The organism is Alteromonas sp. Cnat2-8 (genome assembly GCF_022348355.1).
GTDB lineage: Bacteria > Pseudomonadota > Gammaproteobacteria > Enterobacterales > Alteromonadaceae > Alteromonas > Alteromonas macleodii.
Genome location: NZ_JAKREX010000003.1, coordinates 544,232 through 559,582, shown reverse-complemented (window position 1 = coordinate 559,582; position 15,351 = coordinate 544,232). Strand labels below are relative to the sequence as shown.

Here is a 15,351-nt window from a genome sequence, read left to right as displayed (position 1 = left end):
TAAGCTTGTACCTCATGTATTCTTACGTTTAAATACTCGTTCATTCATTTAAGAAGGCCGGTTTATTGTGTACAAGGTAGTCACACCAAAAAGCGATGCCGAGTTTGAAGCCTATTTTCATTTTCGGTGGGAACACTTACGCCAGCCATGGAATTTCCCTCCAGGTTCTGAAAAAGACGAATATGAGCAAGTCGCAGAGCACCGTATTATTACTAACCGAAATGGCGAAATTGTAGCTTGCGGCCGTGTTCATTTGAACACAGCCGAAGAGGCACAAATTCGTCACATTGCGGTTCACCCAGGCCATCAACGCAAGGGCTTAGGCCAAATGATCATGGCCGCACTAGAAAACGTTGCGAAAGACTTGGGCGCCGAGCGCGCTGTAACGAACAGCCGCGAAATATCTATCGACTTTTTTAGCGCATGTGGCTTTGAAGTTGAGCGTGAAGCGCCTAACGAGCTAGGCATGCTTAAACGTCAACAAATGGTCAAGAAGTTCACTGAAAACAACACATTGGTACTTCACCCTAAGTGGTGTAAATCGCTGCAAGAGACATGGTCTGAGACCATTCCCATTACCGAGCACATGGGAATTAAGCTTTACCAGTACACAGGCCGCACGCTTGAAACCCGTGCATCATTAAACAAAAACATCAATATTCACGGCACTATGTTTGCTGGCAGTATTTTTTCTCTAGCTACACTAACTGGCTGGGGCATGATTTACTTGCAGCTTAAAGAGCGTGGATTAGACGGTGACATTGTATTGGGCGATGGTGATATCCATTACCACAAACCCATCACGATGAAACCAAGGGCAATCTGTAATATTGAAACCTTGTCTGGAAAATTCAAGCCGCTAGAGAACGACAACAAGGCAAGGTTTGAGCTGAGTGTGGCAATTTTAGATGGCGACACCCCTGTGGCGGAATTTGAAGGGGTATTCTACGTGCTTCCTCCCTCTAAAAATGAAGAAGAGTAGCGTTACGGATTAGCGATCATCACTAATTCGTACGAGCCGTCACTAAGAACAAAAATCCACTCATAAAAAAAGCGCCGTTAAGGCGCTTTTTTCGTCGTTAAGCTATTTGTAAGCTATGCACTGCGTGTACTACGCGACCATAGCTGCTTGAAGCTTTTTCATCGCGTTCTTTTCAATTTGACGAACACGCTCTGCAGAAACCTGATATTTATCAGCTAAGTCTTGCAGAGTAATCTTGTTGTCTGCTAACCAACGAGTTTCGATGATATCTTGGCTACGCTCGTCTAGCGTTTTAATCGCTGAGTACAAGCGCTTGCTCGCCGCTGTATCCCAGTCGTTGTTGATTACGTCAGTTTCAACATCTGAAGATTTGTCTTCTAAATACTGAACTGGCGCAAAATTGCCTGTTTCATCTTCGTCCGCAGTTAAATCGAACGCTTGGTCTTGAGAACTCATACGCGCTTCCATTTGAAGCACTTCTTTTGTACTCACACCCAATTCGTTCGCTACTGTTTGCACTTCGTCATGAGTAAACCAACCAAGACGCTTCTTCGCCTTACGAAGGTTAAAGAACAGTTTGCGCTGCGCTTTGGTTGTCGCAACTTTCACTATTCGCCAGTTTTTAAGTACAAACTCATGAATTTCTGCTTTGATCCAATGTACCGCGAAAGAAACCAAACGTACGCCCACTGTTGGGTCGAAACGCTTAACGGCTTTCATCAGACCGATGTTACCTTCTTGAATTAAGTCGGCTTGTGGTAAGCCATAACCTGAGTAAGATTTTGCAATGTGCACTACAAAACGAAGATGTGACATTACTAGCTTACGAGCGGCTTGTAAGTCTTCGTCTTCGCGAAGGCGCACTGCCAACTCGCGCTCTTCCTCAGCGCTAAGCATATCAATGCTGCTTACAGCTTGGATGTAGCCTTCAATGCTACCGCTGTGTGGCACTGACAGGGCCATAGATTGCAAATTGTTGCTCATTGTTCACCTCATTTATTGCCGCTTCATATTAGCAAAGTAACCGAAGCTGCGCGAGACCTAATTAAGATATGAAGTCTAACCGATATGTAGGTATAGTGACTATTTCTACAATATCAAGACCTAAATTAAGAAAAAAAGTTCAACTCTTAAGCTTGCGGTCCATTTACGAATGCATTCACCGCAAACACTAAGTCTAGACTATCGACTTCACATCGAATGACACGCTGCACTTTCTGGCGTCGTGCCTTTGGGTCGGTCATTCAACCACTACATCATTATACTTTAATTACACATACCAAAGTGAAGGCTAATCTCACTGGTATGAAATCCAACGCTTATTTATTACACGCTAGTTACCCGAAACATAAGATTTCCACTATCTCTAAGATAAGTCAGCAAGGTGCCTACGCGTCACTACAGTATATAAACCTTGTATATGTCATCTTATACCTTGCTTTTCTGGGTGGAAACTGAAAATAATAGATTGAATTAATCGATTTTGCACTACAACCGCTGTACAGCATTTTCCAGACAACAATTATAAAAGACTGGAAGGGAAATACTTAAGGAAAGGAGTAAGGCAAGTGAAGCAAAGAGGATCTTGATGTTTGCTTACGTCGCTAGACAGCCCATATTTAATGTAAACAGAGAAGTTTACGCCTACGAACTACTTTTTCGTGTTGGAGAAGATAACTGCTTTCCCGATATACCTCCTGACGAGGCTACCTCGAAAATTCTTACCTCTACCCATTTAAGCTTAGGTATTGAGGAGATAACCGGAGATAAGAAAGCCTTCATCAACTTTCACCGCGACACACTTATGTTTCGTTTTCCGACCTCTCTGGATGCAAGCAAAGTGGTCATTGAGATTGTAGAAACCGTTGACGTTGATGATGCGCTGGTAGCCGCTTGCAAACATATTCGAGGTCTTGGCTATCCTATTGCTCTTGACGACTACGACATGAAAGGGAAGTGGGAAGCATTCATTCCATTTACCAGCATAGTCAAAATTGACATTACAGAGATCCCCCACGAAAAAATTCCCGCCCTTGTCGAACGCTTCAAATCGAACAAAATACAGTTGGTTGCAGAAAAAATTGAGACCTATGAAGAATTCAATAAATTCAAAGATATGGGTTTCGACTATTTCCAAGGATACTTTCTAGCTAAACCCGAAATTGTAAGGCACAGAAAGTTAGGGCCCAGCAGCCTAACCATGATGGAGTTACTTACGCTAAGTAGCCAAGCAAAACTTAATTTCGATGAAGTAAACAAAATCATTGAACGAGATCCCTCGCTTACTTACTTGCTGCTGCGGTTTATCAACAATCCTCTGGTCAACAAGCGACATAAAATAACGTCACTTAAACACGCGTTAACCTTTATGGGCGAAGTAGAAGTGAAGAAGTTCATATCACTGCTGGCTCTTGCAAACCTAAGCGATGGTCAGCCTACTGAGCTAATGCAAATGGCGCTTGTTCGCGCAAAGTTCTGTGAACTGGTCTACACCCAGCTTAAAGGTGCCGATGACCCGTTAAAAGGTTTTCTTACTGGCCTGCTTTCTTTGCTTGATGCCATGATGGAACAGCGAATTGACGATTTGGTCAGCAAGGTTCCAATTAGTGACGACGTTAAAGATGCCCTGTGCGGAAGCCCTGGTGTGCTTCGCAACTGCCTGACGCTGTCACAATTCTTTGAAAGAGCTAAATGGACGGGCATTCAGCAATTCGCAACAAAGTATGGTGTTAAACAGAGTCTTCTGCATAGTTATTACAACGAAGCGATAAAGTGGGCTAAACACATTCATAAGGCCGCTTTGAACGACAACTAAGCCTACGATTACGCCAGTTGATGTGAAATTAATCGTTGAATAGTTGTTAGATTGCGCTTACATATCATAGACTAGGGTCAGTTCTTTTGGATGACACATTAAAGAACACCTAACCTTAGCGTGTGACGTAGCGCTAGCTAAGCCTCTAAATATAACAATAAAAATAACCTTAACCGTGTTGTATCAGGAATAGATTATGTTCGCGTTTATAGCTCGCCAGCCTATTTTAGATAAAAGCAAAAGTGTTTTCGCCTATGAGCTTCTGTTCAGAGATGGCAAGTCTGGTGCTTATCCGGAACATAACGAAGAGAAAGCTAAGTATATTTCTGAGCACTTCCATCCACTTGGGCTTGATGATATCAGCGGCGAAAAAACGTCTTTTATCACGTTCTCGTCAGATACAATTATTTCGCGCTTTCCTACATCGCTTAACCCTGAGTCGGTAGTGGTTGAACTGGCTGATCCATCCGACAACACCAGCGGACTATTCGAAGCATGCCAGCACATAAAGCAACTTGGCTTTAAGCTAGCTATCGATGATCCCATGATGGTGGGTTCAAAACACGACATATTTCCTCTTATCGATATTGTGAAAGTCGATGTGACAAAAACCCGCTTTGAAACCATTGAAAAGCACATTCCGCGCTATCACGATGCGAACGTGCAATTAGTGGCGGAACAGGTTGATACGCAAGATAATTTTTCAACGTGCGTAGATTTGGGTTTCGACTTCTTCCAGGGTTATTTTTTCTCGCAACCGGAAGCACGTATTCTACGACAGCTTCCTGCGTCTAAAATGAACATTGTTGATTTGATGGGCGAAAGCTCTAGCAGCGACTTTGACATAGACCGTATCAGCCAAATTATAGAGCGAGACGCCACCTTAAGCTTCTTATTGCTGAAGTTTATCAATAACCCCACTATTAATAAGCGTTACAAAATTACATCACTAAAGCACGCGCTTAATTACATGGGTGAAGTAGAGATTAAGAAATTCATCGCTTTGTTAAGTTTAACGAACTTAGGCGATGAAAAGCCCCTTGAAATCATTCATATGTCGTTAGTTCGCGCTAAGTTTTTCGACTTACTTGCTGAGCGTAGAGGTCTTAGAAATAATCCGCCCATCTCCTTTTTGGTTGGTTTATTTTCGCTTCTTGAAGGGTTACTTGATCAGTCTATGACAGACATTGTAAAGCAGCTGCCGCTTTCCGATGAGGTTAACGATGCACTACTTGGCAAGAACTTAGAAATGAACAGCTATATGACTTTGGTTCGCGCCTTTGAAAGCGCCCTTTGGATGAATGTCATAAAACAAGCTAAAGTGCTCAATATTGACCAGAAGCAGCTGCATATGCTGTATAACCAAGCCATCATTTGGGGCAATGGAGTACGCAGCGCTATCTCCTCACACTACCCCCGTGCGATAGCTTAAGTACAAAACTAAGAACACGCCTACTTACCGCCAATAACGTCATACAGTGACTTATATATTTCGCACTGTAGGCGTGTAAGTATACTCACGTCTACGATTACTTGGGCTCTATTTCCCTTACATGACGCTGCACAGAGATAAGTGAGCCCAGTAAACCGAGCAGCACAGATAGTCCCAGCATTGTCAGCAATGCAGAACCGGTTAATCCGGTAATGTTGAAATCCTTCTGATACATAGCGGCAAACGTAGTGATGCTGCTATCCATCCACCATAGTATGATAATAACGGCAAACCATGCCATTAGTCCGCCCAATAGGCCATACCAGAAGCCTGTATATAAGAACGGACGATGGATAAACGCATCTGTTGCGCCAACCAGCTTCATCACTACGATTTCGTCATACTTGTTCAAAATATTCAGACGAATGGTGTTACCAATAATTAGTACAACGGCGATGAAAAGTAGTAATCCTATTAGCGTAACCAAGTCTCTAGCAATATCGATAACGGCATATAGTCGCTCTAACCATTCGATATCCAGTTTGCCAATATCAACTTCACGTTGCTGTCGCAGCTTATCTAGCAGTGCTTTGGCTGCCGTCGGTGACGCGTGTTTTTCGTTTGGCGTTACTAGCACTACATCAGGCAGTGGGTTTTTCTCTAGATAGGCGATGGCATCGCCCAATCCTGACAAGTGCTGAAATTCTTTAAGCGCATCATCCGCTGGAATATAAACAACGCTGTCTATTTCAGACCAGCTGTTTAATCGTGCCACCAGCTGTTGCGAACTTGCCGCGTTGATATCTGGCTTTAAAAACAGAGATATTTCTGACGCCTGATCCCAGCCTGCTGTAATTTTCTCAGTATTTTTCACCATGATATAAAGCGTACTAGGTAGCGTAATACTCAGGCCTAGTACCCCAATAGTCATTAAAGATGCCAGCGGCTGACGCCACAGCTCTCCAAGACTCGCCAGCGCTTGGCGCACATGGCTGACAAAGAACATCACAATAGATTGAATAAAGCCCACTTTGGCAGAAGACGCCCCTTTTGCACGCCCTTTAAACAAAATACTCATGACCAGTCTCCTTCACTGCTGGCTGAACTTGTGCCATCAAGATCATCAGTAAGGCCATCGGTGATCATTTGACCATTTTTGAGGGTCAGCGTGCGATAACGCATGCGAGCAATCAGCCCTAAATCATGGGTTGCAATAAGTACTGACACGCCCGCTTGATTGAAGTCTTCGAAAAGACGAATAATTTCCATAGAAAGCTTGGGGTCGAGGTTACCGGTCGGTTCGTCTGCCAGCAGTAACGGGGGTTTATTTACTACTGCTCGCGCGATCCCCACTCGCTGCTGCTCACCACCAGACAACGTAATAGGCAGGCAACGCGCTTTATCTCTTAGCCCTACCATTTCAAGCGCAGCTTCTACGCGCTTGCGAATTTCTTTGTGGGTGTAACCCTCAATGACTAGCGGTAATGCCACGTTGTCAAAAACCGACTTGTCCATCAGCAGCTGGTGACTTTGGAAGATCATGCCGATATCGCGGCGTATATAGGCAATATCTCGACGGGTAATGGCGTTAAGGTCGTGGCCATTAATAAGAACGCGCCCTACTGTTGGGCGCTCCATTAGGCTGATAAGTTTAAGTAGCGTGCTTTTTCCTGCGCCAGAATGCCCTGTTAAAAAGGCCATTTCACCCGGCGCAATATGAAAATTCACCTTGCTTAGCGCACGTTGTCCGCCCGGATAGGTTTTGCTTACCTGCTCAAACTTTATCATTATTTTTCCCTACCGCTTTGCTGGTTTTAGCTTTCAGGTGTGTCCATTTCGCTAAACAACGCATCAATAAATTCTTGTCCGTCAAACTGGCGTAAATCATCAATGCTTTCGCCAACACCTATATACCTTATAGGAATTTTAAACTTATCGGCAATAGAGAATATAACGCCGCCTTTCGCTGTACCGTCTAACTTGGTAAGCGTGATGCCTGTTAAGCCCACGGCTTCATTAAACAACTTGGCTTGGCTAATAGCGTTTTGCCCTGTACCTGCATCCAATGTAAGCATAACTTCGTGAGGCGCATTCGGATTAATTTTCTTCATTACGCGAACCACTTTCTTAAGCTCTTCCATCAAGTTGTTCTTATTCTGCAGGCGCCCTGCCGTGTCGGCAATAAGGATATCTGTGCCGCGCGACTTCGCTGCTTCTAGTGCATCGTAAAGTACCGATGCACTGTCAGCGCCAGTGTGCTGTGCGATAACCGGAATATCGTTGCGCTCGCCCCATACTTGAAGCTGTTCAACCGCCGCCGCTCTGAAGGTATCACCCGCAGCAAGCATCACTTTCTTACCTTCTTGCTGGAACTGCTTAGCTAGCTTACCAATAGTTGTAGTTTTACCTACGCCATTTACGCCAACCATTAAGATAACGAATGGACCTTCACTGGAATCATGAGCCTGCATCACTTCTGACAGAGGCTGATTCACTTGAGACAACATGCCCGACATTTGTTGCTTCATGATGTCCAGCAAAGCTTCGGCATCTTTTAGATCTTTTCGAGAAGCACTGTCGGTTAGGTGATCGATGATTTTTTGCGTAGTATCCATGCCCACGTCAGCAACTAACAGTTGTGTTTCAAGATCTTCGTACAGCTCATCATCGATGGTTTTGCCTTTAAACAGGCTAACAATACCACTGCCTAGGTTTTCTTTTGTACGAGATAGGCTTTCTTTTAAACGTGCAAATAACGACCTTTTCTCTTTAGGCTTTTCTTCGGCTTTGGCTTTAGCCTGTGCTTCTGCTTTAGCGCGAGCCTCTTCTTCCGCTTTAGCCTTCGCCTGTGCTTCAGCTTCTGCCTTTGCGCGAGCCTCTTCTTCCGCTTGGGCTTTCGCCTGTGCTTCAGCCTCTGCCTTTGCGCGGGCCTCTTCTTCCGCTTTAGCCTTCGCCTGCGCTTCAGCCTCTGCCTTTGCGCGGGCCTCTTCTTCCGCTTTAGCCTTCGCCTGTGCTTCAGCTTCTGCCTTAGCGCGGGCCTCTTCTTCCGCTTGTGCCTTCGCCTGTGCTTCAGCCTCTGCCTCAGCGCGGGCCTCTTCTTCCGCTTTAGCCTTCGCCTGTGCTTCAGCTTCTGCCTTAGCGCGCGCTTCTTCTTCCGCTTTAGCCTTCGCCTGCGCTTCAGCCTCCGCCTTTGCGCGGGCCTCTTCTTCCGCTTTGGCTTTCGCCTCTGCTTCAGCCTCTGCCTTTAAGCGAGCTTCTTCTTCCGCTTGGGCTTTTTGTTTCTCTGCTTTTTTGTTCTTACTGAACCAGCCAAAAAGTTTCGACATCGTTAGGACAAATCCTTATAAATTCTTAGCAATTTCGGCTACACTTGCCGCCTAATGTATGAACGCATGATACCATTGTCAGCCACTATGAAGCGAGTTTCTCGCCCTACTCGGGCACCATCTTCTGCAAAAAAACCTTATTCATCCCAAAAAGGGAAAAAATCAGGGAAAACCCAAAGCACAAATAGTCCTGGGCAAATACGCATTATCGGTGGCCAATGGCGTGGTAGAAAGTTACCCGTACTAAATGCAGAAGGGTTAAGGCCGACTACAGACAGAAACAAAGAAACCTTGTTTAACTGGTTAATGCCGTACATAAACGATGCACGCTGCTTGGATGTATTTGCGGGTTCTGGTGGACTAGGTTTAGAAGCTCTGTCTCGCTATGCAGCACATTGTGATTTTATAGAGCTGGATAAACAGGCAGCAAGCCAGCTTAAAAGTAATCTTACCTTATTAAAAGCAAATGAACTGGCGTCAGCAACCGTTCATCAAGGGGACGCACTAGGTATTTTAAAAGGCATCAGCCAAGCGCCTTACGATATTATTTTTGTCGATCCGCCTTTTGCGAAATCATTGGTAGCACCTACGCTGGCTGCGCTAGAAGATAACAAACTTGTTCATAGTGGTAGCGTGGTGTATTTAGAGCACGAAAGTGCGCTAACAACGCCCGCTCTCCCCGCCCATTGGCAAATTATTAAAGACAAACAAACTAGCGCGCTGCGCTATATGCTAATTGAGATATGTTGATTGATAACGATTGAAGTGCCTCAATTGAGGAGAGATAAGCCGTGACCTTTAACTAAGTACACGGCTTTTATTGAGCATAAGAGCTAAGGATCTGTTGCTCGTTTTACCTAAGCAAGATCAAGTTGCGTTATCATTAAAGCTCAAGACCAATATTGGAGATTCCAGCTTCCAAGGCAAGTGCTTTCATTTCATCTGCCGCTTTCGCTGGGTATTTGGCTTGCTCTACATAATCAAGCAATTCGTTTTGTACCTCAACTTCAAACTCCATCAGCGGATGCCCTTTTACAGTCTCGTCATCGGCTTCTTCGCTTTCTAGCAAATAGGCTTCTACGCTGCCTTGCGATAACTTGCTGATGACCACTGCGCCTTGCGGATCGTCGCCTGCCATCAAATTTAGCAAACCAGCTAGACCAATAGCTGCATCAATTGCTGGATAAACGCCATAGTTGTCATGCTCACTGGTATCAGGTGTAGCCACTTCAACTTTCTCAAGCTGTACCGCAATGTTGAATTTGCTCTTGGGTGATTTCAACGTTTCCCACACCAAATTCAAACAGTTGCGCAATGCGCTTGCATCACCACTTTCCGTTAATTCACAGAAAAGCGTGTAGTTGGGTAGCATACGCTCAAGTAATGCAGCACCGAATGCAACGGCTTTCCAGCCTTCCAAGGCGCGAACGCGCCCAAAGGTATTAAGTTTTTGCTTTGCCATTTAAAGGGCTCCAGTGGCATGCATGAAATATTGGGTAACGCCATCCAGCAACATTTGGATAGCAATCATAACTAGGATCATACCCATTAATCGCTCCATCGCAACTAGACCGCGCTCCCCCAGAATTTTATGGAACACATTTGAAAATAGTAAGATCATTGCGCTTATCGACCATGAAGCCGCAAGCGCAATCGACCAGTCAGCCATTCTGTCTGGCGCTTGGTTGGCAAGAAGAATAAGCGCAGCCAGCGTTGAAGGGCCCGCTATCATAGGAATAGCTAGAGGTACTAGAAAAGGTTCTTCACCTACAGCTAATCCACTGGGGTTACCAGATGATGGAAAAATCATTTTAAGCGCAATAAGGAACAGAATAATTCCCCCAGCGATACTTACTGTCTCTTGTTCCACGTTCAGAAAATTGAGAACCGATTGGCCACTGAACAAAAAGAGAAACAGGATGCCAAGAGCAAATAATAATTCTCGAATTAGGATGACTTGACGACGCTTTGGTTCTATCGATTTGAGTACCGACATGAACACAGGGAGGTTACCTAAGGGATCCATGATCAAAAAGAGCATGATGGCAGCAGACCAAGTATCCATTTTTTTACTGTCTCCGGTTGTGAGGCTAAGCCCGTTTGCGCGTAAACCATTGAGTATAACTCAAAGTTCTTACAGATGGTCGTTTTAGGCGCGCAATGGTAAACCAAGCTGACTTAGTTAAAAACACCTTTTAAGGCATGATTGTTTTTCATTTATCTAGAGCCTGCAAAAAATACTCGAAAAATAACGAAAGTGCGCTTTACTAAAGCGTAGGGAGAAGTGTTTGTCATTTCTAAGCGGTGTTTTCGCCTTATTCACGGTCAGAATTCAAACAGCCCAATTGGCTTTTTCTACACCTTTTGGATAATGTCTTATCTCCAGAGCTTTTGATGTAATAGTGGGTAACATCATTTTGTTTAACGTTTTGTTCTGCGCATTGTTCGGCGTTGGAACCTGTTAATCCTCAATAAGAACAACCAAAAATAGGAAATATTGCAATGAGTTTGATGACTGTTAAAGAAGTGGCTGCTTTTCTTGGCGTACAAGAAGTGCGCGTAGAGCGCCTTGAGCGTGAAAGCCTTTTGGTTTCGAAAGATAAAGACACCGACGGTAACCCACTTTTCGACAGTGGCGACGTTGAACGCTATAAAACGCTAGCTGAGCGTTTAGGCGGGATCTAATTTACAGAATAAGGGCGTGATTTTTTGCAAAGTCACGCCCTTTTTATTTTTTTGCGCGAAGCGACGTTAGTTCAAGTAACGTTATTCGCTTTGCCTCTACACATCCACGTGGCACAACGTGCGACGTTTAAAAATAGAGCAGCGTTCGACAGCCGTTAGGGCGTCGAACGCTATTTTATTTATGCACTGAAGTCTTTCAGCATTCTCGCAATTGAGCGAATACCTTTCGCTGTTGCCCCTACCGGCATTTCAGATGTTGCCCCGCCATGGTAAGCAGCGGCTAAATCCAAATGTACCCAGCCTTCTGGCTTAACAAAGCGTGATAAGAAGCCCGCAGCGTTTGATGCACCGCCACCACCGCCACCTTTCATCGGGCGACTGTTTGCTGTATCTGCGAACGCCGATGGACAGCGCTCTGCGTGGAAATCTTCAAGTGGTAGCGGCCAAAAACGTTCGTTTTCTGCCTTTGCTGCTTTAAGCATTTGTTCGCGGGCATTATCATCTAACGAGAATACGCCATGGTAATCAGAACCCAGTGCAACCACTGCAGCACCGGTTAGTGTTGCTGCATCAATAATCAGCGGTGCGCCCGTCTCTGTTGCCGCCATAAGGCCATCAGCCAACACTAAACGTCCTTCAGCATCGGTATTAACCACTTCAACGGTTACCCCATTTTTATAGGTAAGCACATCACCTAACTTATAAGCGTGACCGCTAATAAGGTTTTCGGCACAGCACAAAATAAGCTGAATACGCTTTTCACTGCCTTGAGAAATAGATAGCCCTAATGCCCCTGTTACCGTCGCTGCGCCGCCCATGTCACATTTCATATCTAACATGCCTTCGCTTGATTTAATGCTGTAGCCACCGCTGTCGAAGGTGATGCCTTTTCCAACTAGCACGGCATCAACTGGCGCATCCGTATTACCTGTTGGGTTGTAATCAAGTACCAGCATTGCAGGCGGACGTTCACTACCGCGGCCCACATTATAAATGCCAATCCAGCCCTGCTCTTTAAGATCTTCACCTACCGTCATTGAGTAGGTTACCTTGTCACCACCCAGTGACTTAAGCCACTGTGCTGCTCGGGTTGCTAAGGTTTCAGGGCTTAAGTCTTCAGGTGTTTCGTTTACCAGCTGACGGGTAAATAGTAACGCCGCATATTCTTGCTCTAGCGCTTCTTTGTCAGCCGTTTCGGCCCATTTTATTGACGCTGGTTTGCGGGCACGCGTGAAGCTAAGTGCAAAAGCCCACTGCTGCTCTTTGTGCCAATCACCGCTTAGCGTAACTGCTGGCAGGCTTAAGCCATCTAGCTTTCTTGCCGCTTGCTGAATTAAACGCTCATTAAGCTTGTCGTCAGGCAGGTGAATAACTGCACCTGATTCAGTGAAAGAAAGCTTAGCACTCTCGCCCCACACTGCTTCAGCACTGTTTCTAGAAAGGCTAACGGTAAATTCTGCCATCGCGTTTTATTCCTTATTACATCGTTATATTATTGCAAAGCGCTTTTTGCGCTTGCACAAATGTTTGTTACTCTTTGGCGCCTTGTTTACTGCGCTTGTTGTTCGCTAACCACATACGCTTTGTTCGCTAAGCGCATACGCTATACGTGCTCGTTCAAAAGCACACATATCAATTAGCGAAACACACTAACGTGTTTTCACCTACATTCTAAAAAAGGCGTCACATGAAGTTTTCACCTTCCTTATTACGCGGCACCCTTATAAAAAGGTACAAGCGATTTCTTGCCGATGTTGAGTTAGACGACGGCACTATTGTAACTGCACATTGCCCAAATACTGGCGCTATGACTGGCTGCGCTGTTCCTGGATACACTGTCTTTTTAAGTGAATCCACCAACCCAAATCGAAAACTCAAGTATACATGGGAGCTAGCCCAAACATTTGATGGTCACTTCATCGGCATTAATACGCACAATGCTAATAAACTGGTGGCGGAAGCGCTAGATAACAAGGTGCTAAGCGAATTTTCAGACATCACAGATTGGAAAGCAGAAGTAACACCGCCAACTGCCAATAGCCGGTTCGACTTTGCATTAACCCGAAAAAATGTTGAACATCAGAGTGTTACTGAGTATATGGAAGTTAAATCCGTCACCTTAGCGGATGAAAACAAAGGGTTCTTCCCCGACGCAGTCACTCAACGCGGCGCGAAGCACTGTTTAGAACTTGCGCGTTTATCTGACAATGGTATAAAAACCAATCTATTATTCTGCGTACAACACACCGCCATCGAAAGTGTACAAGTGGCCGAGCATATTGATCCAACTTATGCAGAAAGCGTAAAGATTGCCGCAAACGCTGGCGTAACGGTTTTGGCGGCAAGCTGTATAATAGACGAACAAAAAATCCTATTAAATCAAACACTCCCTTTGATTTTATAAAAAATAGGTTGATTTTTTTCATTTCGCCTTCATATTTGCGCCTTGTTTTAGTGGGAGAACGCACTAATGCGTTTGCTGGTAGCCAGCGGGCTAAATGAAAAAACACCTGGCTAATTTATGAAAGCAATACACCAGCATAATAATTACATAGACACGATTGATTGCCTGAAGTTGTCGAGTCTGATATAGATATCGGTCCAATCAGGACAAGATGGATGTCGTAGTGTAGGAGATGTGGCAGATGCCAACAGGAAAAGAAACAAAATCCCTAGGACTATTAGCGCTGGCAGGTTTACAGCCGTACGAGCCAAAAGCTGACGAAGAGTACATGGGCGAGCCCCAAATGGAGCACTTCCGTCTATTGCTTAAAGCATGGCGCAATCAACTTCGTGAAGAAGTTGACCGTACAGTAACGCACATGAAGGATGAAGCAGCAAACTTCCCTGATCCTGTAGACCGTGCAGCTCAAGAAGAAGAGTTCAGCCTTGAGTTACGTACACGTGACCGTGAGCGTAAGCTAATAAAGAAAATTGAAAAAACGCTTAAGCGAATTGAAGAAGACGATTTCGGCTTCTGTGATCAATGTGGTATCGAAATTGGTATTCGTCGCTTAGAAGCTCGTCCTACAGCAGATTTATGTATCGACTGTAAGACCATGGCTGAAATTAAAGAAAAACAACTTCAAGGTTAAGTTACTAGCCTCGATTACGTTGATATAGAAAGCCTCATCCCGAAAAGATGGGGCTTTTTGTTAAGCCTTTATTATGCATAACCACTATGTAGGGCGCTTTGCTCCCTCTCCATCCGGCCAACTTCACTTCGGTTCGTTAGTTACCGCTGTTGCCAGCTACCTAGATGCTAAAAGCCATAACGGAAAATGGCTGCTACGCATGGAAGATATAGACGAGCCGCGCTGTATTGAAGGTGTAGATAAAGACATACTCACTACCCTAGAAGCACACGGCCTGTATTGGGACGGCGACGTCATCTATCAAAGCCAACAACATGCCCGTTATCAAGGGGTTCTCGATGACTTACTTACACAACAAAAAGCCTATTTTTGTACCTGCACACGTAAGCAAATTAAAGCCATGGGCGGTGTTTATAACGGCCACTGTCGAACTGAGCCAGTGCACTCCACCACACAGGATTGTGCAGTCCGTTTAAAAGTAGATACGCAACTTGAAGCCTTTGATGACGTGCTTATGGGCAAAGTTATGCCCTCTAATTCAAGTACTGATTTAATAGCGGAAGACGTAGTGCTGAAACGACGAGATGGCTTATTTTCGTATAACCTTGTCGTGATTTTAGATGACGTATTTCAGCAAGTTAACCATATCATTAGAGGGTGTGATTTAATTGATGTCACGCCTTTACAGCGCGCCGTATATCACACGCTGGGCTATTCTACTCCTGAATACGGTCACGTGCCGGTCGCTGCCGTGGCACCAGGCAGAAAACTAAGTAAACAAAACCGTGCAGCGCCAGTTAAAAACGAAACAGCTTTAGATAATCTCGTGCGTGTGATGCACTTTTTAGGCTTTTCCTTTCCAAATGCGTCAGAATTTGGTGATATTGATTCGGCGCTTAAGACGGCTATTTCAATGTGGGATAGGAAAAAAGTAGTGAAAACACCCGAAATTATTGTTCCACAGCATGAATCCACTTATTATAGCGAACCTTTATAGTCTGCGGAGATACCATCAT

15 protein-coding genes are annotated in these 15,351 nt (G+C 44.8%); 8 read left to right on the top strand and 7 right to left on the bottom strand.

Features of this window, described 5'->3' with window-relative positions; genetic code table 11:
* Positions 1-67: 67 nt before the first annotated feature.
* Positions 68-982: a bifunctional GNAT family N-acetyltransferase/hotdog fold thioesterase gene (locus MHN00_RS10265; RefSeq protein ID WP_014950986.1), complete on the top strand. Its 915-nt coding sequence runs from the start codon at positions 68-70 to the stop codon at positions 980-982.
* 129 nt (positions 983-1,111) lie between these two features.
* On the opposite strand, the gene rpoH is transcribed toward MHN00_RS10265, so the two are convergent.
* Complete coding sequence (gene rpoH / locus MHN00_RS10260; RefSeq protein WP_014950987.1) at positions 1,112-1,966, bottom strand: RNA polymerase sigma factor RpoH; 855 nt, start codon at positions 1,964-1,966, stop codon at positions 1,112-1,114.
* 604 nt (positions 1,967-2,570) lie between these two features.
* Here rpoH and MHN00_RS10255 point away from each other — a divergent pair.
* Together MHN00_RS10255 and MHN00_RS10250 are read left to right on the top strand one after the other, a co-directional pair.
* On the top strand, positions 2,571-3,797 hold the full coding sequence (locus MHN00_RS10255; RefSeq protein ID WP_014950988.1) for an EAL domain-containing protein: 1,227 nt from the start codon (positions 2,571-2,573) through the stop codon (positions 3,795-3,797).
* Between the two features lie 196 nt (positions 3,798-3,993).
* Complete coding sequence (locus MHN00_RS10250; protein ID WP_039226795.1) at positions 3,994-5,229, top strand: EAL domain-containing protein; 1,236 nt, start codon at positions 3,994-3,996, stop codon at positions 5,227-5,229.
* A 97-nt stretch (positions 5,230-5,326) separates the two neighbouring features.
* On the opposite strand, the gene ftsX is transcribed toward MHN00_RS10250, so the two are convergent.
* From ftsX to ftsY, 3 genes are read right to left on the bottom strand one after another with little or no spacing between them, the layout of a single operon-like run.
* Positions 5,327-6,307, bottom strand: a complete 981-nt coding sequence (gene ftsX, locus MHN00_RS10245; RefSeq protein ID WP_014950990.1) for a permease-like cell division protein FtsX — start codon at positions 6,305-6,307, stop codon at positions 5,327-5,329.
* On the bottom strand, positions 6,304-7,017 hold the full coding sequence (ftsE, locus tag MHN00_RS10240) for a cell division ATP-binding protein FtsE (protein WP_049589056.1): 714 nt from the start codon (positions 7,015-7,017) through the stop codon (positions 6,304-6,306). The genes ftsX and ftsE overlap by 4 nt, the downstream gene beginning before the upstream one ends.
* Before the next feature lie 26 nt (positions 7,018-7,043).
* Positions 7,044-8,555, bottom strand: coding sequence for a signal recognition particle-docking protein FtsY (gene ftsY / locus MHN00_RS10235; RefSeq protein WP_239301094.1), 1,512 nt, complete (start codon positions 8,553-8,555; stop codon positions 7,044-7,046).
* Between the two features lie 66 nt (positions 8,556-8,621).
* Here ftsY and rsmD point away from each other — a divergent pair, with 66 nt between their 5' ends.
* Positions 8,622-9,305: a 16S rRNA (guanine(966)-N(2))-methyltransferase RsmD gene (gene rsmD / locus MHN00_RS10230; RefSeq protein ID WP_156087021.1), complete on the top strand. Its 684-nt coding sequence runs from the start codon at positions 8,622-8,624 to the stop codon at positions 9,303-9,305.
* Positions 9,306-9,438: 133 nt separating this feature from the next.
* Here the strand turns inward: rsmD and MHN00_RS10225 are convergent, their stop codons facing one another.
* Together MHN00_RS10225 and MHN00_RS10220 are read right to left on the bottom strand one after the other, a co-directional pair.
* On the bottom strand, positions 9,439-10,017 hold the full coding sequence (locus tag MHN00_RS10225) for a YjaG family protein (protein WP_014977586.1): 579 nt from the start codon (positions 10,015-10,017) through the stop codon (positions 9,439-9,441).
* Positions 10,018-10,620, bottom strand: a complete 603-nt coding sequence (locus MHN00_RS10220; RefSeq protein WP_239301093.1) for a YhgN family NAAT transporter — start codon at positions 10,618-10,620, stop codon at positions 10,018-10,020.
* Between the two features lie 437 nt (positions 10,621-11,057).
* Between MHN00_RS10220 and MHN00_RS10215 the strand changes: the two genes are divergently transcribed.
* Entirely contained in the window at positions 11,058-11,240 is a 183-nt protein-coding gene (locus tag MHN00_RS10215) for a hypothetical protein (protein ID WP_014950994.1), read from the top strand.
* Between the two features lie 179 nt (positions 11,241-11,419).
* Here the strand turns inward: MHN00_RS10215 and pepB are convergent, their stop codons facing one another.
* Positions 11,420-12,703, bottom strand: coding sequence for an aminopeptidase PepB (pepB, locus tag MHN00_RS10210; RefSeq protein WP_110289375.1), 1,284 nt, complete (start codon positions 12,701-12,703; stop codon positions 11,420-11,422).
* A gap of 224 nt (positions 12,704-12,927) precedes the next feature.
* Here pepB and sfsA point away from each other — a divergent pair, with 224 nt between their 5' ends.
* The 3 genes from sfsA to gluQRS all read left to right on the top strand — a co-directional run bounded on the left by sfsA (position 12,928) and on the right by gluQRS (position 15,332).
* Positions 12,928-13,644: a DNA/RNA nuclease SfsA gene (sfsA, locus tag MHN00_RS10205; protein WP_239301092.1), complete on the top strand. Its 717-nt coding sequence runs from the start codon at positions 12,928-12,930 to the stop codon at positions 13,642-13,644.
* A gap of 241 nt (positions 13,645-13,885) precedes the next feature.
* Positions 13,886-14,335, top strand: a complete 450-nt coding sequence (gene dksA / locus MHN00_RS10200; RefSeq protein WP_014950997.1) for an RNA polymerase-binding protein DksA — start codon at positions 13,886-13,888, stop codon at positions 14,333-14,335.
* A 73-nt stretch (positions 14,336-14,408) separates the two neighbouring features.
* Entirely contained in the window at positions 14,409-15,332 is a 924-nt protein-coding gene (gene gluQRS, locus MHN00_RS10195; RefSeq protein ID WP_239301091.1) for a tRNA glutamyl-Q(34) synthetase GluQRS, read from the top strand.
* The last annotated feature ends 19 nt before the right edge of the window (positions 15,333-15,351 follow it).